Raw genomic sequence first — 18,471 nt, 5'->3', positions numbered from 1 at the left:
TTTGTTTACAATATAGAAATGTTATATATGAATAGAGGTAGGGATGTTATGAGTAAGTTTACAGTGGCTTCTAATGGTTCATTAGAAACGACATTAAGAGGAGTAGAAGTATTATCAACACCACTTTTAAATAAAGGGGTAGCTTTCACACAAGAAGAAAGAGAAGAATTAGGTTTAAAAGGGTTATTACCGCCTGCAGTTTTAACACTAGATGAACAAGCGCGCAGAGCGTATGAGCAATTTTGTTCTCAACCGGATGATTTATTAAAGAATGTATACTTAACAGCGTTACATGATCGAAATGAAGTGTTATTTTATCGTATTTTAACAAATCATTTACGTGAAATGTTACCAATCGTATATACACCTACTGTTGGTGTAGCAATTCAAAGATATAGTCATGAATATCGTAAACCACGCGGTGTTTATTTATCAGTTAATGATCCTTCAGGTATTGAAGAAGCATTTGCAAATATCGGTGCAACAGCTGAAAACATTGATTTAGTCGTTGTAACAGATGGAGAAGGTATATTAGGAATTGGTGACTGGGGTGTTGGTGGAATTAACATCGCGATCGGGAAATTAGCTGTATATACGGCCGCAGTTGGAATCGATCCTAGTCGTGTATTACCGGTAATTTTAGATGTAGGTACAAATCGTGAGGAACTATTAAACAATCCATTTTATATTGGAAATCGTCACCCTCGTATAACAGGTGAAGCTTACGATGAATTTATTGATACATTTGTCCAAGCGGTAAATAAACAATTCCCGAAAGCACTTTTACATTGGGAAGACTTCAGTTCTCGAAATGCACGAAAAATTTTAGATAAATACCGTCATGACGTTTGTACATTTAATGATGATATTCAAGGTACAGGTGCAGTTTCGCTTGCTGCAGTATTATCGGCAGTAAAAGTTTCTGGTGTGCCGTTAAGTGAACACCGTGTCGTTGTGTTTGGTGCTGGTACGGCTGGAATCGGTATCGCAGATCAAGTAAGAGATGCAATGGTCCGCGTTGGCTTATCAGAAGAAGAATCACATAATCGTTTCTGGTGTATTGACCGAAACGGATTAGTTACAGATAATATGGAAGATCTTCTTGATTTCCAAATTCCATATGCAAGAAAAGAAGCTGAAGTAAGTGAGTGGAAACAAAATGATGTGATCGGACTTGCTGAAGTTGTGAAACATGTAAAACCGACAATTTTAATTGGTACATCTACTGTTGCGGGTGCATTTAAAGAGGAAATTATTAAAGAAATGGCTTCTCACGTAGAAAGACCAATCATATTACCGATGTCGAATCCAACGCCACTTGCTGAAGCGAAACCAGCAGATTTAATCGAGTGGACAGAAGGAAGAGCGTTAGTTGCAACAGGAAGTCCGTTTGAACCGGTTACATATAACGGTGTAACTTATGTGATTGGACAGTCAAATAACGCACTTATCTTCCCAGGACTAGGCCTTGGTACAATTGTTGTTCGTGCAAGCGTAATGACAGACGGTATGTTTGCGGCAGCAGCTGAAGCTGTTGCAAGTATGGTAGATACAAGTCAGTCAGGAGCACCTATTTTGCCAGAAGTTGAAGAGTTACGTAATATTTCTGAAATGGTTGCAATTGAAGTAGCGAAAGTTGCAGTTGCAGAAGGTGTTGCTAGAGAGAACTTAAGTGATAACGATATTAAGATTGCAGTAAAAGAAGCAATATGGGAACCGGAGTATCGCCAAATAAAAGCGGTAGAAAAGGTTAGAATATAGAAAAAAAGCCCGTTTATAATAATAAGCGGGCTTTCCTTGTTCATTTTTGAAAAAATACATAGGAAGTGGCAGCTTTGAATTGGAATCAATTATGGAAGAAAGATATGTCTCTTTTAATTATTTTAATGGTTGTTGTTCCGATTGCTGGAGAGCTGAATTTTCATCCTTTTAATGATACGTTTCGTGTTAGCTTCGGGACACCGCTTTTCTTCTTTTTATTATTATTTTTAAGAAAAATACCAGCAGCTGCTGCAGGTATTCTTGTCGGTATATCTGTAGTTTTATTCCGCGTATGTCTTGATTGGATCATGCAAGGTTCATTTCATATGACAGAATCATTTTATTTGCGCTACCCTGTGTTCTTTTATTATTTTATTTATGGAAGTCTTTTTTCGCTTTGTAGGGTGAATAAGTTTCATCAGAAGCCAATCGTTATTGGTTGCCTTGGGATTACAATTGAAATTATCGCAAGTATGTCAGAACTTGCGTTTTATCATATGTTAGTGCTCGGTACAACAATAACCGTTTCTGAAGTTAATAAACTCATCATTATTGCTATTTTTCGTAGTTTCTTTGCGCTTGGTTTTTTAAATATGATGAATTTGTATGAAACGAAATTAAAAGAATCACAAGTGCGGAAAGAAAATGAAAAAATGTTGATGCACCTTTCTAATTTATATGTAGAATCTGTTCATTTGAAAAAAACGTTACAAAATGCGGAGTTAATTACACAAGAAGCGTATCAATTATATCGTAATTTACAAGCGAACGATGATTCGAGCAGTAAAACAGCATTGAAAATAGCGGGGGAAGTACACGAAATAAAAAAGGATAATCAAAGGATTTTTGCAGGATTATCTAAATTGTTATTAGATAAAAATGTGGCTGAGTATGTAGAAGGTCATGAGCTTGCGGAAATGATTGTGAGAATAAATGAGAAGTATGCTGAAATGTTAGAAAAAGATATACGTTTTTCTGAACGTATAGAAGGTGAGCATGCAGAATATCATGTTTATACGGTCTTATCCATTTTTAATAATTTAGTTGCCAATGCAGTCGAAGCAATTGAAAATAGTGGGGCTATTATTATTAAGCTATATAAACTTGATAAACATATATTCTTTGAAGTAATTGATGATGGCCCTGGTATTGTACAAAAATATAAGAAATTAGTATTTAAACCTGGATTTACTTCGAAGTATGATCAAACGGGAACACCATCAACAGGAATTGGACTTTCTTACATAAACGAAATGGTAACAGAACTCGGAGGAGAAGTAAGATTAGAAGACCGAAAAGCTGGCAGAGGGTGTAAGTTTGTAGTTTGTTTACCGGAGTGCAGTTTAAAGCGGGAAGGGGAATAAAGTTGTTTTATTATATCGTAGATGATGATGAAGTTTTCCGCTCTATGCTTTCGCAAATTATTGAAGATGGTGATCTTGGGGAAGTAATTGGAGAATCGGAAGACGGAGCTTTTATTGAAGCAGATCAATTAAATTTTAAAAAAGTAGATATTTTATTTATTGATTTATTAATGCCGATGCGAGACGGGATTGAAACAGTTCGCCATATTGCGTCCTCTTTTACAGGGAAAATTATTATGATTTCTCAAGTTGAATCGAAACAGCTTATTGGTGAGGCGTATACACTTGGAGTGGAATATTATATTACAAAACCATTAAATAAAATTGAGGTTGTATCTGTTGTAAGAAAAGTAATGGAACGTATTCGTTTAGAGCGCTCTATACATGATATTCAAAAATCATTGAATAACGTTTTCAAGTGGGAACAGCCGCAAGTTCGAAATGAGCCAATGCAAGAAGGGAAAAAAATAGCGGATTCAGGACGCTATTTATTATCAGAACTTGGTGTTGCGGGAGAGAATGGAAGTAAAGATTTACTTAGTATGCTGGAATATTTATATGGGCAAGAAAAAGAGCAAACGTTTGAATTTGGATTTCCTGCGCTAAAAGATATTTTCCATCATATTACGATAAAGAAATTAGGAGCTATAGCTTTAGATACGGATATTGATAAAGAGAAAAAAGCATCTGAACAAAGGGTACGTAGAGCAATTTATCAATCGTTAAATCATTTAGCTTCCTTAGGATTAACGGACTTTTCAAATCCGAAATTTGAAAGCTATGCTCCGAAATTTTTTGATTTCACTGTAGTTAGAAAACGTATGACAGAAATGACGAAGGATGAAATGGCAGCTTCTGGGCATATACGTATTAATACGAAGAAGTTTATTCAAGTGTTATATTTTGAGGCGAAACGGTTGATGGAGATAGAGTGAAAAGGTGCTTATAAATAAGCATCTTTTTTTGTTAAATCAACATTTTATATTTTCTCGTGGAGCATGTAAAATGTAAGTAAGAGAAAATGGTTTTACATTAAGGAAGTGTCAAAACAATGAGTTTTACATTAAATAAATCAATAATTAAAGAAGTTTGCGGAGAAACCTCGTATAAAAGAGGTGAAGCTTATTATAAATCAAATAAAGTGATAATAAATCATTATGATGAAAATAAAGAAATTTGTGAGGCGACGGTAAAAGGGAACGAAGATTTTCATGTTACAGTAGAAAAAGCTAAAAAAGGTGATGTTGTTGCGAGCTGTAGTTGTCCTTCGTTAGCGTCTTTTCAAACGTACTGTCAACATGTTGCAGCCGTACTAATACAAATAAATTATAACCAGCAAACGGGTGGAATGGGCTCTGTTAGTAGCAGAAATGATCAATTAACAAACGGGATGTTTCAGTTATTTGCAGACAAACCACTGAGGCCCAAAAGTAAACAACACCGTTTTGATACACGTGAAATATTAGATGTTGCGTTTATATGTTCACCAGTAGCGACGAAAAGCGGTGGGGCTCTTCTTGGAATTCAGTTAAAACTTGCGAACACATATTTTATAAATCATATTAGAGAATTTCTTTCTAAAGTGGAGAAAAGAGAGACCTTTCATTGCTCCAATGAATTTACATACACGCCAGATGTACACAGTTTTAAACAAGAAATGGACGCGATTATACAGCAACTCATTAAAATATATCATAACGAAAAAATGTATGAAGATGCACTAGAAGTACATGCGAAACAAGATGAAAGTATGATATTTATACCGCCAGCTTCGTGGAATGATATGCTCTCTTCACTTTCTAAAGTTGAGCATGTACAGCTGAAACAAAATGAGCAACTATTTCAAGGCTTACAAATTTCAAAAGGTTTATTGCCATTACATTTTGAGTTTACGAAAGGGAATAATGGCGGGTTTACACTTCATATAAACGGCCTAAATCGTGTTCGAGTTATGGAGATGTATAACAAAGCTCTTTACGATGGAAAATTATATCATTTACCTATGGAAGATTGTATGCGACTTATTGAATTACAAAAGATGATGAGTCGCTCAAATAGCAATCAGTTTTATATTCCTGAAAGTAAAATGGAACATTTCGTAGCGAAAGTTGTCCCTGGATTAATGAAACTTGGAACAGTACGCATTGATGAAGTAATATCAGATCGTGTTGAAACGCCTTCGCTAAAAGCGAAATTGTATTTAGATCGAGTGAAAAATCGTTTGTTAGCAGGTCTCGAATTCCACTATGGAAACGTTGTAATTAATCCGCTAGAAGAAGACGGACAGCCGTCTGTTTTTAATCGTGATGAGAAAAAAGAAAAAGAGATTTTAGACATTATGAGTGAAAGTGCCTTCGCGAAAACAGAAGGTGGTTACTTTATGCATAATGAAGAAGCTGAGTATAACTTTTTATATCATGTCGTTCCAACGTTAAAAGGCTTAGTTGATATTTACGCGACAACAGCAATCAAATTACGAATTCATAAAGGGGATACAGCTCCTCTTATTAGAGTAAGAAGAAAAGAAAGAATTGATTGGTTATCGTTTCGTTTTGATATAAAAGGAATACCGGAAGCGGAAATTAAAGGTGTATTAGTGGCTCTTGAAGAGAAACGTAAATATTACCGATTAGCGAATGGTTCTTTATTATCACTAGAGAGCAAAGAGTTTAATGAAATTAATCAGTTTGTAAAAGAATCAGGTATTCGAAAAGAATTTTTACATGGGGAAGAAGTGAATGTTCCGCTTATTCGGAGTGTGAAATGGATGAACGGACTTCACGAAGGTAATCTTTTAAGTTTAGATGAATCTGTTCAAGATTTAGTTGAAAGTATTCAAAACCCGAAAAATTAAAGTTTACAGTGCCGCAAACTTTAAATGCTGTAATGAGGGATTATCAAGTATACGGATTTGAGTGGATGAAAACACTCGCCTATTACCGTTTTGGCGGTATTTTAGCGGACGATATGGGACTTGGAAAAACGCTGCAAAGCATTGCTTTTATAGATTCTGTTTTGCCTGAAATTCGGGAGAAGAAGCTACCTATATTAGTCGTTTCACCGTCCTCTCTCGTTTACAATTGGTTTAGTGAATTGAAAAAATTCGCCCCGCATATTAGAGCGGTTATTGCAGATGGAAATCAAACAGAACGACGAAAAATCTTAAAAGACGTAGCGGAATTTGATGTCGTAATTACGTCATATCCATTATTGAGAAGAGATATAAGATCGTATGCGATTCCATTTCATACACTATTTCTTGATGAAGCACAGGCGTTTAAAAATCCTACAACGCAGACTGCAAGAGCAGTGAAAACAATTCAAGCTGAATATCGTTTCGGACTAACGGGAACGCCTGTAGAAAATTCATTAGAAGAGCTATGGTCTATCTTTCATGTCGTATTTCCAGAATTATTACCAGGAAGAAAAGAATTCGGTGATTTAAGGCGTGAAGATATTGCGAAGCGCGTAAAACCTTTCGTATTAAGACGACTAAAAGGGGACGTATTACAGGAGCTTCCAGATAAAATAGAGCACTTACAGTCATCGGAGTTATTACCAGATCAAAAGAGACTATATGCTGCTTATTTAGCGAAGTTAAGGGAAGAAACGTTAAAGCATTTAGATAAAGATACGTTACGTAAAAATAAAATTAGAATATTAGCTGGCTTAACGAGATTGCGACAAATTTGTAATCATCCCGCTTTATTCGTTGATGATTACAAGGGGAGTTCAGCTAAATTTGAGCAATTGCTAGAGATACTAGAGGAATGTAGAAGTACTGGTAAGAGAATTTTAATCTTTTCTCAATTTACGAAGATGTTGTCTATTATTGGTCGTGAGTTAAATCGTCAAGCGATTCCATATTTTTATTTAGACGGAAATACACCTTCGCAAGAACGTGTAGAGCTATGTAATCGATTTAACGAAGGGGAAGGGGATCTATTTCTTATTTCTTTAAAAGCTGGTGGTACGGGTCTTAACTTAACAGGTGCCGATACGGTTATATTATACGATTTATGGTGGAATCCAGCTGTTGAACAACAAGCGGCAGATAGGGCATATCGAATGGGGCAAAAAAATACGGTGCAAGTTATTAAGTTAGTAGCCCATGGAACAATTGAAGAAAAAATGCACGAGTTACAAGAGAGTAAGAAAAATTTAATCGCTGAAATTATCGAGCCGGGTGAAGAGAAGTTATCTTCTATTACGGAGGAAGAAATCCGTGATATTCTTATGATTTAATATGGAAAAAGCTATGCTTTCACAGAGATGAAAGCATAGCTTTTTTGTTGTAATAATTATATTTTGTTTTGTACAAAGTAAAGAAATAAGACACTATTTATTTTACTTCTTTGTACCTTTACTTTTGTATGGCTTTGCAGCTGCCTTTTTCTTTGCACTTGATTGCCAACGATTCCATCCTTTACTTCCTGTACCTTGTCCTACACCTTTTTTCGGTTTTGCTTTCGTTTTACTCATATGATCACTCCGTTATATAAAAAATCTGATTTGATAATAGCCAATGTTTTAGAAAAATACTATAGATAAATGACTATGCTTGCTTTAAGTAAAAACAAACTGCTTGAATGCTATAGTATATCATGAAATTGCGAGTAAACTGAAAGGAATTACAAATAAAATGAAAATAATAAGAAATACTGCGGATTCTATTTTTCGAACGATCACATTACTGGTTGTGTATATGTTAGTTTCAGTTAGTGAAATGTTTTTTGGATTGAAGAGACAAAGGAAATAAAAATGTTATATTAAGAACAATCGGTAAAGCCGTAAAATAAAGAATTGAAAAATATTTTGAAACTTTTTGTTGACTTTCTCTATTTTTTGTATAGAATAATCATTAATAAAATGTTTCAGAGATGTGACAACAAAACGACTATGAAAGGACGAGTAGTAGTAGGATGTAGTTTAAGCGAGTCAGGGACGGTGTGAGCCTGATACGAAGCCTATTATGAAGAACCTCCTGGAGTCGCTAACCGAAATCCTTTATAGGAAAGTAGACTTAGCCGGGAACTTCGCCGTTACAAGAAGAACAGTATCGAGATTTTTTTATCTCCGTACTGTATAAGTGAGCAACCTCTGTTGCTAATTTGGGTGGTACCGCGGAACCAAAGCCTTTCGTCCCAGTTTTTTGGGAAAGAAGGGCTTTTTTTGTTGGCTTCTTTTCACAACATCCAAACATTTTAGGAGGAAACCACCATGTATCAATCATTAATGACAGTAAGAGAGACTCAAATCGCAATTAAGGAAGTTAAAACATTTTTCGAGGATCAATTAGCAAAACGCCTTGAACTATTCCGCGTATCTGCACCATTATTCGTAACGAAAAAATCAGGATTAAACGATCATTTAAACGGTGTAGAACGTCCGATTGAATTTGATATGTTACATTCAGGAGAAGAATTAGAAATTGTACATTCACTAGCGAAGTGGAAAAGATTCGCATTACATGAATACGGATATGAAGCTGGTGAAGGTTTATATACAAACATGAACGCGATTCGTCGTGATGAAGAACTTGATGCAACACATTCCATTTACGTTGACCAATGGGATTGGGAAAAAATCGTTCAAAAAGAATGGCGTACTGTCGATTACTTACAAAAAACAGTACAAACAATTTATGGAATATTCAAAGAATTGGAAGATCACTTATTTGAAAAGTATCCGTTCCTTGGAAAGTATTTACCAGAAGAAATTGTTTTCATTACTTCTCAAGAACTGGAAGATAAATATCCAGAATTAACACCGAAAGATCGTGAACATGCAATTGCGAAAGAACACGGTGCAGTCTTTATTATTGGAATTGGTGATGCACTCCGTTCAGGTGAAAAGCACGATGGACGCGCATCCGATTATGATGATTGGAAATTAAACGGTGACATTTTATTCTGGCACCCAGTACTACAAGCTTCATTCGAATTATCATCAATGGGAATTCGTGTTGATAGTAAAGCACTTGATGAGCAATTAACGAAAACTGGTGAAGACTTCAAACGTGAGTATGATTTCCATAAAGGTATTTTAGAAGACGTACTACCATTAACAATTGGTGGTGGTATCGGCCAATCAAGAATGTGTATGTACTTCTTACGTAAAGCACATATCGGTGAAGTTCAATCTTCTGTATGGCCTGATGATTTACGTGAAGCTTGCAAGAAAGAAAACATTCATCTGTTTTAATAGAAGTGAGATGAGAGAGAATAGCTCAAAGAGTTATTCTCTCTTTTTTGTTGTGTAAACGAATGGTTTACAGTGAGTTTTACTAATAGTTTCTTTCATTTGTATCTCTTTTTATGTAGTAATTTGTTAAAGGAGGGGACGTTATGAACTTAGGAGAACAGCTAAAAAAACTACGAGAGTCAAAGGGATTTTCGCAAGAGGATGTTGCTAAAAAGATTGGTGTAACGAGGCAAGCGGTTTATAAAGTGAAACTTTAATCAGTGGAGCGATTTATCCCACTGATTATTAGTTGAACCAATCGGGCTTTTATAGGCAGTTAATCCCATCTGGCTTCCTTGATGTATTTAAAAGCTACGATGGGATTTAGTGCCTGTTAAAGCGGGGTAAATGGGAAAATGATAAAAGTTATCCTGATATTGATAATTTAATTTTACTGAGCGAAATGTATAACGTTACGCTAGATGAGTTGATAAAAGGGAATCAAGATTTCAAAAGGAAAATACATAGTGACGCAGAAGATGAGGATTTTGAGAAAGGAAATGAATTTGGTTTTTATATTGGATGCGGTTTGCTAATTTTAAGTGCTGTCATTGATTATGAAGGAGTTCAAGAGATTTTATTAGGAGTTGCACTATTCATGATGGTATTTTACTCGGATGTGAAGAAAGTTATTTTGAATGAATATAGATCGTTTTTTCATGGAAAAGAGCGATAAGATATAAAATGAGAGGAGTTAGTTATATTTCCTAGGAAAGGATAAAATGAATAATTAAATTATTTTATAATGATTTATAGATATTTGTAATATGTTAAAGAACGATTTGGATAGAGTCTTGAAATCTATGTGTAAAATGATAATACATTTTTAAAAGCTCAAACAAGCATAACCACGTTCTAAAGTTAGGACGTGGTTAAAGATATAGTGGTTTCATTTATAATACATCATTTATTTGCTTGTTACCGAGTTCTTCCGCTAAACCGATTAAAATTCCTTCGGTTCCACGAATGTAGCAGAGTCGATACGAGTTCTCATACTGAACTACTTCGCCAACGAGCTGAGCACCGTGCTTAGTCAGTCTGTATACCATTTCGTCAATGTCTTCAACGGTGAACATGACGCGTAGATAACCGAGGGCGTTTACAGGAGCTGTTCGGTGATCTGCTATAGTAGGTGGGGTGAGAAATCGCGAAAGTTCAATTCGGCTATGGCCATCTGGGGTAACCATCATTGCAATCTCTACGCACTGAGAACCGAGTCCTGTTACGCGACCAGCCCATTCCCCTTCGACAGTAGCTCGCCCTTCAAGTTTTAATCCAATCTCCTCGAAGAAAGAGATTGCGTCATCAAGGGATTCTACAACGATGCTGACATTGTCCATTCTTAGTAATTTGTTTTTTGCCATAGTCTTATCTCCTTATATGTAAAAAATTCATCCCACATTAATGAGCAGTAAGACTCCCATCTCAAAATTCGTCGAATGCGAGATGGGAGATAACTGCCCGATTGTTGAATAGAATGACTTGCATTTTTTTAACAATTTTATTATTTTTCAAATGGCTTTATTTTAAACTAACCAACTTTTTTCTCAGCTTGTACTATACAAACTGCTTTCTATTTATATAGGAAGGAACTAGATTCATATCATTGGTTTTAAGTTTTATCGCTGGAAATTAGCTCATTTGCACTAAAGGCTCAATTTTTGCCATAAATGATTGATGCAATGCTTCCACACCTGTAACTAAATGAAGGCGGTCGATAACGACAGACACTTTAATTTCTGATGTACTTACCATTTTAATATGAATATCTTCTTCTTTTAAAGTAGTGAACATATTTGCAGCGACACCTGGGTTAGATACCATACCAGATCCTACAATTGATACTTTCGCTAAATGATTTTCATATTCTACAGATTCATAGTGAAGTGCTTCTTGATTTTGTTCCAATACTTCTAATGTTTCTCTTAAATCATTAGAATGGATTGAGAAAGAGAGGTGGACAGTTCCTGCATTTGTAATACTTTGAATAATAATATCTACATTAATATGTGCCACTGCTAATGTAGAGAAAACTGTTGAAAGTGCACCTTGTTCTAACCCTTTAATTGTGACGCGTGTAATATTATCCTCAAATGCAATACCTTTAACGATTGATTGTTGTTCCATGTTACATTCTCCCCTTACAATTGTTCCGTTTTCTTGTTCCATACTTGATCGTACTTCTAAAACTACATTATGATTTTTAGCAAATTCAACAGCGCGTGGGTGCAACACGCCAGCACCGAGGTTGGCAAGTTCTAACATCTCGTCATAAGAAATTTCATCTAATTTATAAGCATCTTTTACAACTCGTGGGTCCGTCGTATATACGCCGGTCACATCCGTGTAAATATCACATTTTTTTGCTTTCAGTGCAGCAGCTAATGCAACAGCAGTCGTATCAGAACCACCGCGTCCAAGTGTTGTAATTTCATGGTCTTCACTGGCTCCTTGGAAGCCAGCTATGATCACAATCGTGCCTTCAGCAAGATAGGACTGTATACGATCTGTATGAATGTCAGTAATCCGTGCACTACTATGTACAGATTCTGTCGTAATACCAGCTTGCCATCCGGTTAATGAAATGGCGTTATAGCCTTTTGCTTGTAGTGCCATCGTTAACAATGAAATGGTTACTTGTTCTCCTGTTGATAGAAGCATATCCATTTCGCGTTTACTCGGATTCTCTGTAATAGCGTTAGCAAGTGCGACAAGTTCATCTGTACTTTTCCCCATTGCTGAAACGACAGAGACAATGCTATGTCCTCGTTCATATTCTTCAATAATTAAATTTGCTACATGTTGAATGCGTTCGACGCTTCCAACAGAAGTACCGCCAAACTTTTGTACAATCGTTTCCATTACGAATTCCTTCTTTCGTCCATTTTTAAGAATAGGTTAGGACATATACAAATCCCAATATTCCTGTAGTTACCAGAGAGAAAAACAAAAAACACCATCTCAAATAAGTGAGGATGGTGCTGTTACAGGAAAAGGGAAACAGAAAACGGAGCTAATAAAAAAACCGCCAAAAAAGGAATATCATAAAAAATGATATCTCTTTTTTGTAGATAGCTCTTCACACGTACATGTCTGTACATATGACAGTTCTGTTTCTATTCGAAAACAGCCCCAATCGATAAATGCAGAGAAATTTATCAATTTCGGCAACACTTCCTTTCTTCTAAATTCATAGACATCTCTGTGTCTCCTTTAGAATACTTATAAGCGTTGCAACCTCTATCTCACGTTTTAGGCGAGAGTGTTTGATTTATGAAGTTGTTGGTAACATTTGTTTTATAATAATTTAAATTTTTCAGGGAATCAAGTGTTTTATATATATTTTAAAAATTCTATCTTTTTTTGAGGGTTAGTTTGTGAAAAATGTAGCAAAATAAATTCGTTGCATGTACATTAAAAATATAGAGTATGGGAGGTGGAAGGATGGGCAAGAAAAAGCCTATTTATGTAGCGACAGAAATGAAAACAACAATGGAGAAATTATGGGAATATACGCAAGAACCGGACCTACATACAGAGTGGGATGCACGTTTTACAGAAATCTCGTATTTGGAGAAAAAGGAGGGGGAGCCGCAGAAGTTTTTATATAAAACGAATATTGGTTTCGGACTTGAAATAGCTGGAGAAGGAGAATCGATAGGTGAAGTAAGAAAAGAAACTGGAGAGCGCATTTCTTCTTTAAAATTTTGGACAGACAATCAATTATCACTTATACAAATCGGGCGTGGTTATTGGAAATATACACCGAATGAAGAACATATTTATTTTGAGACGCAATATGATTATGATACAAGGCTTGGTCGTATAGGAAATGTGATAGATTCATATGTTTTTCGACCTTTATTAGGTTGGGCAACTGCATGGAGTTTTGATGCTCTCAAATTATGGTTAGAAAAAGGCCTCCATCCTAGTATGTTAATTAGAAGAACGATGACGTATTGGCTCGTTTGCTTTTTATTTGCTTTCGTATGGTTATATCAAGGGGGCGTACCGAAAGTGATTTTTAGTCATCCAGAGGAAGTGAAGATGCTTTCTGAGTTAATCGAATCGAATGAAAGTAGTATTTTTATACTTAAAATAGTTGGATTTTTAGAAATAATATGGGGTGTTATGTGGCTATTGCCATTTCAAAAACGAAAGTTGTTTATATTACATATTGTTATGTTAATAGGCTTAACTATAGTGGCAGGAGTTACGAATATCACAAGTTTTACGCAACCGTTTAATCCGCTTACATTAAATTTTCTTCTAATAGGGTTATCGATTGTCGGTTATATAAATAGCACTAATTTGCCGAGCGCAAAAAATTGTAAGAGGAAGAGAAAGGGATAAATGTATGGCTAATATTTATGAGAGATTATTAGGAGATACCTATAAAAATCTTCATCCAAAATTACAGAAACGCTATGAGATTACAGAAAAAAATAGCTTTACTGGAGAAGGGAAGATGGATGAAATTTACGGAGGTTCTTTTTTCGTAAAATTGATATTAAAAATTGCATCGAAGTTTCGAATATTTTTCTCTGAGCGGGGAAAGGAAGTGCCATTTACAATACATAATACCGCTGAACGAGATGAACATGGAAAGGAATTTGTGCGGTGGAATCGTACTTTTTATTTTCATAATAAGAAAAGGTATTTTAACGCCGTTATGCGGTTGGATGAAGAGAATTATGAAATTGTAGATTATTTTGGTGAACCGCACATACTTGTTTCTACATTGAATTTTCATATTGATGAGATGGGGGCAATACATATTTCTTCAAAGAAACAATGGTTTTACATGTTCGGAAGAAAAATACCGTTACCTAGATTTTTATACGGAGATGCAAAAATTGTAGAAAGTTATGATGAAACACTACAATGTTTTCGAATTCATGTACAAGTACGCAATCCGTTAATTGGTTCATTATTTTCATATAAGGGAACATTTGTGGAGAGGAAATAAAAAATATGAAAAATATAATAGTTGGGCTTGCTTGTTATATTATATTTCTAATATACGAGTGGTCGAATGTAAACCCTGTTGAAGCAATTATATTGTTATCTATTTTGTTATTTATACCGATGGCATTTTGCATTATTGATAAGAAAACAAGAAATGGATCAAATTTATTATTTTATAAATTTGGAGTATTTTTATATCCAATAGGAGCAGTTAGTGCGATGCTAGCTTTCGTAACAAATCATTTCATTTTTGCTCTTCTTTGGCTTATGTATACTGGGATTATTGCATTATTTGGTGTAAGTAGATTACTAGAAAGAGGATGGAAACCGTTAGAAGAGACAGCTATTGATAGTGCGTTTATATATTTGTTTTTAGGTGGTTTCTGGTTTTTTGCTTCAGTAGTAAAACTTTCCATTATGCATTTTAGTTCTGACATTGTTTTACTTACAGCTGCACACTTTCATTATTCGGCATTTCTATTGCCGTTATCAGCTGGTTTAATTGGGAGAAAAAGAGAAAAGAGAAGTAAAGTATATGATGCTATTATGTTTATCATCGTCATTTCACCTATGACAGTTGCAGTAGGAATTACGTACTCAAGGGTATTTGAATTTTTTGCAGTGTTCCTATATTTATGTGCTATTTATGGTTATGGGATTTATGTTTTGCGCACGAAATTTAATGCTATCAGTGCAAAGGTTCTCCTGATCATATCGTCTAGCATACTAATGGTAACAATTATGTTTTCACTTATATACTCATATGGGAATTTGAAATATGTAATGACGATTACAATTGCTCAAATGGTTTGGATTCACGGTGTTGTTAATGGAATTGGAGTAGCGTTACCGGCATTTGTCGGCTGGATCATTGAAAAGAGTGCTCCGAATTATAAATACTACGGGAAACCAATGAGCAGGTTAAGAGGAAATGCAACAGTTGGTGAAGCGTTTTTACATAACAGAAATTTAATAGATAGCAAGGAATACAACGGTTTAGTTGATAAAATGAAGGATTTTCATAGTGAGGCATTTGACGCGACGAAGATTCCTTTAAGTATTATTCGTTTTTATGAAAATACAAAAGAGTATGAGTTACAATCGCATATTAAATGGATTCGTTGGTTCCGCCCGTTTGCATTTTGCTATGAGAAAATGAGTAAGCGTGTAGGACAAATACATTTAGGAATGGGCGACAAGTGGGAAACGATGCAGGGCTCTATCATAGGGGTAATAGATGAGAAGGATGGAAGAGAGAATGTAAGGGCTTGGCTAAGAAAAAATGAAGCAGGAGAATCTATTTTTGTAGCTCTTTACTCAAAACATACATATAAGAATGAGACATACATGAATATTGGATTACCTTTACCATATTCGAATATGACGGGGGTTTTGAAATTATGTAATAGGAGTAATGATTTAATTATTACTAGTAAGCTGAGAAGAAATGGTAAGGGGGATGAGGGGATTTATTTACATACTCGTTTCTTTACAATACGTTTACCGTTAGCAGAGACATTTATTATTAAAGAGGGTGCAAATCAAAGGTTAGAAGCTAACCATAAAATGTGGATATGCGGAATCAAGTTTTTAGAAATTGATTATGAGATTAAGAGATTAGAGGAGAAGTAAGAAAAGCTTGGGGAGATTCCAAGCTTTTTATGTATGGGTAATTGTCATAGCAACTTGTTTATTTAAGTCTCGGTCCCAAACACGTTGAATTTCAAACGTACCTTTTTCAAAAAATAATGGGAATCTCTCTTTAAACCAATCTTGCATAGGAAGATTTAGTGCTGTGCCGATTGGTACCCATAATAATTCGCCTTCAGGAGGATTCAAAAGGAGTTCACCTTCAAATGAATCTGTGCAATAGTTAAATACCATATATCGAACATTTTCTTTCGGATTTACGTATTCATCTAATCCCTTAAAAGTTAAATTTGAAACAAGTAATCCAGTTTCTTCTTCTACTTCTCGCTTAGCAGCCTGAACGATACTTTCTGGAAAATCTACTTTTCCGCCAGGAGCTATGAAACCAGGGAAGCCTAGATGATCGGGGCGCTGTATTAGCAATACTTCGTTATTCCGCTGAATCATACACATTGTATAAATACGGTGTTCTATATCTTTCCAATTCTTGTTCATACGAATCTCTCCTCTTAAAAAATAAGAATCATATAGTTTCTAACTATAGTTATTTGTTCCAAAAAATACAATAATAATACAAAATTAGACAAAATACAATTGGCTATTACTAATTTTCAGAATTATAATTAGTCTGTTACATAAAACATTGTATTTGAGAGGGGAATATATTCTATGAAAGTTTCGATGTTGCAAAATATCGTTTAGCTAAATAAAAAAACATCGTTTGCTAAGCCCATCGTCTATATAGAGATGGGCTTTTTATATGGACTTATATAATTTGGTATCGAAATAAAAAGATATATCGTATTATGCTGATTATAAATAAAATAATGGTAGATTAGTTTATTTTTATCACGTATACTTTTACTGTTGATTAATTAATTGAATTAAAATTTTGTTAGTTTAATAGTGAAAATTTTATTAAAAAGGGAGGCAAGTTAACACGGGACAAGCATATACATAACGTGTTAAAAAATATGAAAAAAAGTATTTCTAATGTGTTAGCAGTGACAGTCGCACTTCAAGTAATGATGGCTCCAGTAACTTCATTTGCAGCTGAAAAGGAATTTCCAGACGTTCCGAAAGATCATTGGTCATATAAAGCAATTACTAATTTAACGTCAAAAGAAATTATTGCAGGATATGATAATGGTAAGTTTGGATTCGGGGATGTTGTAAATCGTGAGCAAGTAGCCGCATTAATATATCGTACATTAAAACCAGAAGCGAAAAGCGAATATAAAAATCCATACTCTGATATTAGCGAAGGGACAACAATGTTTCAAAAAGAAATTTTAGCTTTAACAGATATGGGGATTTTCGTAGGTGATGGTAAAGGAACATTTAGACCGAAAGAATCTTTAACTCGTGCTGAAATGGCTGTAATTTTACAGAGAGCCTTTAAACTAAAAGTAATAGCTAATCATACATTTAATGATGTTCCGAAAAATCATTGGGCAAATGATGCGATTAGTGCATTAGAGTCTAACGGCGTTGCTGCAGGTAATGGCGCAGGTGCATTTAATCCAACTAGTGTTTTAACACGTGAAGAATATGCGCAATTTTTATTTAATGCTATGGCCTCATATATCGATTTAGATGTAACATTACCTTCTAATGTAACAGCTCAAGAGATCGATAATTATATTAAAAGATATCATCCCGATAGTCCGCTTGTTGGAGTTGGACAAGACTTTATTAAAGCGCAAAACGAGTATGGCGTGAGCTCTTTATATTTAGCAGCACATGCAATCTTAGAGTCTGGATACGGGAAATCAGAAATTGCATATCGTAAACATAATTTATTTGGACTACGAGCGTATGATTGGGACCCATTCGCACATGCAAAATATTTACCATCTTATGGATTAAGTATTTCATACAATGCTGATTATGTGAGGAAGAATTACTTAGAACAAGGTGCTAAGTATTTCAAAGGTTACACATTATCTGCGATGAATGTAATGTATTCAACTGATAAAGAATGGGCTGGCAAAATCGCTAATATTATGGAACGTATTAAGCCTTTCAATAACAAAGATTATCAAAATGTAAAACGATTACCGAAAAACCCTAATACATTAAATGTAGATGCATTAGGCGAAACAATTCCATATAAAGATTACGCAAAAGATGCGAAAGCTACTGTTCAATCAGTAGGATCTTACTATCAAGTTCCATTCCCGTTTAACAATCCAATAAAGAGTGTACCAAACGTTACACAAAATGAAGTTGGAAAATTAGAAAATGGTACAAAAGTAAATGTCTATCGTGAAGATCCAAATGGCTGGGTAGAATTCTCACTTGAAAATGCTCAAGAAAAATATTGGACATTGAAGAAGAATTTAAAATTATAAATAAAAAAGGTGTTCATATATGAACAACTTTAACTTTTATTTATTACTAACGTACGTAGTATTATTAGTATTACTATTATAAGTTTACTTATTTTCTTTATTTTACTTTAACTTAACTTTAACTTAACGTT

At 34.8% G+C, this 18,471-nt stretch carries 13 protein-coding genes, 2 pseudogenes, 1 riboswitch and 1 other annotated feature; of the genes and pseudogenes, 11 read left to right on the top strand and 4 right to left on the bottom strand.

The features are described 5' to 3' along the window. The first annotated feature begins 48 nt into the window (after positions 1–48). From malS to CDB3_RS15390, 4 genes and pseudogenes are all read left to right on the top strand, one after another. Positions 49–1,761: an oxaloacetate-decarboxylating malate dehydrogenase gene (gene malS / locus CDB3_RS15405; protein WP_128855107.1), complete on the top strand. Its 1,713-nt coding sequence runs from the start codon at positions 49–51 to the stop codon at positions 1,759–1,761. Positions 1,762–1,826: 65 nt separating this feature from the next. Beyond that, entirely contained in the window at positions 1,827–3,125 is a 1,299-nt protein-coding gene (locus CDB3_RS15400; RefSeq protein ID WP_179139708.1) for an ATP-binding protein, read from the top strand. Between the two features lie 2 nt (positions 3,126–3,127). Continuing rightward, positions 3,128–4,060, top strand: coding sequence for a response regulator (locus CDB3_RS15395; RefSeq protein WP_128855105.1), 933 nt, complete (start codon positions 3,128–3,130; stop codon positions 4,058–4,060). A gap of 116 nt (positions 4,061–4,176) precedes the next feature. After that, positions 4,177–7,370, top strand: a pseudogene (locus tag CDB3_RS15390) (SNF2 helicase associated domain-containing protein). Between the two features lie 102 nt (positions 7,371–7,472). Here the strand turns inward: CDB3_RS15390 and CDB3_RS15385 are convergent. Further along, positions 7,473–7,607 carry a DUF3934 domain-containing protein gene (locus CDB3_RS15385; RefSeq protein WP_000047588.1) on the bottom strand — a complete coding sequence of 45 codons (135 nt, stop codon included), beginning with the start codon at positions 7,605–7,607 and terminating at the stop codon, positions 7,473–7,475. 408 nt (positions 7,608–8,015) lie between these two features. Next, positions 8,016–8,275 (top strand) — a binding site (T-box leader). A gap of 70 nt (positions 8,276–8,345) precedes the next feature. On the opposite strand from CDB3_RS15385, the gene asnA reads away from it, so the two are divergent. The 3 genes and pseudogenes from asnA to CDB3_RS15365 all read left to right on the top strand — a co-directional run. Continuing rightward, positions 8,346–9,329, top strand: a complete 984-nt coding sequence (asnA, locus tag CDB3_RS15375) for an aspartate--ammonia ligase (protein WP_016104478.1) — start codon at positions 8,346–8,348, stop codon at positions 9,327–9,329. A gap of 143 nt (positions 9,330–9,472) precedes the next feature. Then, positions 9,473–9,586 carry a helix-turn-helix transcriptional regulator gene (locus CDB3_RS15370; RefSeq protein ID WP_002031128.1) on the top strand — a complete coding sequence of 38 codons (114 nt, stop codon included), beginning with the start codon at positions 9,473–9,475 and terminating at the stop codon, positions 9,584–9,586. A gap of 128 nt (positions 9,587–9,714) precedes the next feature. After that, positions 9,715–10,044: pseudogene (locus CDB3_RS15365) on the top strand (helix-turn-helix domain-containing protein); the annotation flags it as partial. A gap of 217 nt (positions 10,045–10,261) precedes the next feature. Here the strand turns inward: CDB3_RS15365 and CDB3_RS15360 are convergent. Both CDB3_RS15360 and CDB3_RS15355 read right to left on the bottom strand, forming a co-directional pair. Next, complete coding sequence (locus CDB3_RS15360) at positions 10,262–10,732, bottom strand: VOC family protein (RefSeq protein ID WP_128855104.1); 471 nt, start codon at positions 10,730–10,732, stop codon at positions 10,262–10,264. Positions 10,733–11,000: 268 nt separating this feature from the next. Beyond that, entirely contained in the window at positions 11,001–12,230 is a 1,230-nt protein-coding gene (locus CDB3_RS15355) for an aspartate kinase (RefSeq protein WP_128855103.1), read from the bottom strand. Between the two features lie 202 nt (positions 12,231–12,432). Further along, a riboswitch (Lysine riboswitch) is annotated at positions 12,433–12,619 on the bottom strand. A gap of 193 nt (positions 12,620–12,812) precedes the next feature. Between CDB3_RS15355 and CDB3_RS15345 the strand changes: the two genes are divergently transcribed. The 3 genes from CDB3_RS15345 to CDB3_RS15335 are packed head-to-tail and all read left to right on the top strand — an operon-like array spanning position 12,813 to position 15,968. Beyond that, on the top strand, positions 12,813–13,721 hold the full coding sequence (locus CDB3_RS15345; RefSeq protein ID WP_128855102.1) for a DoxX-like family protein: 909 nt from the start codon (positions 12,813–12,815) through the stop codon (positions 13,719–13,721). Between the two features lie 4 nt (positions 13,722–13,725). After that, the gene (locus CDB3_RS15340; protein ID WP_128855101.1) at positions 13,726–14,337 is read left to right on the top strand and encodes a DUF4166 domain-containing protein; all 612 of its coding nucleotides are present in this window, start codon (positions 13,726–13,728) and stop codon (positions 14,335–14,337) included. Between the two features lie 5 nt (positions 14,338–14,342). Beyond that, positions 14,343–15,968, top strand: a complete 1,626-nt coding sequence (locus CDB3_RS15335) for a YndJ family protein (RefSeq protein WP_128855100.1) — start codon at positions 14,343–14,345, stop codon at positions 15,966–15,968. Between the two features lie 27 nt (positions 15,969–15,995). Here the strand turns inward: CDB3_RS15335 and CDB3_RS15330 are convergent, their stop codons facing one another. After that, a complete protein-coding gene (locus CDB3_RS15330; RefSeq protein WP_128855099.1) occupies positions 15,996–16,481 on the bottom strand; it encodes an 8-oxo-dGTP diphosphatase in 486 nt (161 codons plus the stop codon). 479 nt (positions 16,482–16,960) lie between these two features. Here CDB3_RS15330 and CDB3_RS15325 point away from each other — a divergent pair, with 479 nt between their 5' ends. Continuing rightward, positions 16,961–18,340 carry an S-layer homology domain-containing protein gene (locus CDB3_RS15325; protein ID WP_128855098.1) on the top strand — a complete coding sequence of 460 codons (1,380 nt, stop codon included), beginning with the start codon at positions 16,961–16,963 and terminating at the stop codon, positions 18,338–18,340. Positions 18,341–18,471: the final 131 nt, after the last annotated feature.

The sequence above is a fragment of the Bacillus sp. CDB3 genome (assembly GCF_002081505.1).
GTDB lineage: Bacteria > Bacillota > Bacilli > Bacillales > Bacillaceae_G > Bacillus_A > Bacillus_A cereus_AT.
The sequence above is the reverse complement of the archived record's forward strand: the minus strand, read 5'-3'. Positions and strand labels throughout refer to the sequence as shown.

Excerpts from the sequence above, each read along its gene's own strand:
- CDB3_RS15325 (WP_128855098.1), top strand. The coding sequence starts at position 16,961 with ATGAAAAAAAGTATTTCTAATGTGTTAGCAGTGACAGTCGCACTTCAA.
- CDB3_RS15360 (WP_128855104.1), bottom strand. The coding sequence starts at position 10,732 with ATGGCAAAAAACAAATTACTAAGAATGGACAATGTCAGCATCGTTGTA.
- CDB3_RS15330 (WP_128855099.1), bottom strand. The coding sequence starts at position 16,481 with ATGAACAAGAATTGGAAAGATATAGAACACCGTATTTATACAATGTGT.
- malS (WP_128855107.1), top strand. The coding sequence starts at position 49 with ATGAGTAAGTTTACAGTGGCTTCTAATGGTTCATTAGAAACGACATTA.
- CDB3_RS15385 (WP_000047588.1), bottom strand. The coding sequence starts at position 7,607 with ATGAGTAAAACGAAAGCAAAACCGAAAAAAGGTGTAGGACAAGGTACA.
- CDB3_RS15340 (WP_128855101.1), top strand. The coding sequence starts at position 13,726 with ATGGCTAATATTTATGAGAGATTATTAGGAGATACCTATAAAAATCTT.
- CDB3_RS15335 (WP_128855100.1), top strand. The coding sequence starts at position 14,343 with ATGAAAAATATAATAGTTGGGCTTGCTTGTTATATTATATTTCTAATA.
- CDB3_RS15355 (WP_128855103.1), bottom strand. The coding sequence starts at position 12,230 with ATGGAAACGATTGTACAAAAGTTTGGCGGTACTTCTGTTGGAAGCGTC.
- CDB3_RS15345 (WP_128855102.1), top strand. The coding sequence starts at position 12,813 with ATGGGCAAGAAAAAGCCTATTTATGTAGCGACAGAAATGAAAACAACA.
- asnA (WP_016104478.1), top strand. The coding sequence starts at position 8,346 with ATGTATCAATCATTAATGACAGTAAGAGAGACTCAAATCGCAATTAAG.
- CDB3_RS15370 (WP_002031128.1), top strand. The coding sequence starts at position 9,473 with ATGAACTTAGGAGAACAGCTAAAAAAACTACGAGAGTCAAAGGGATTT.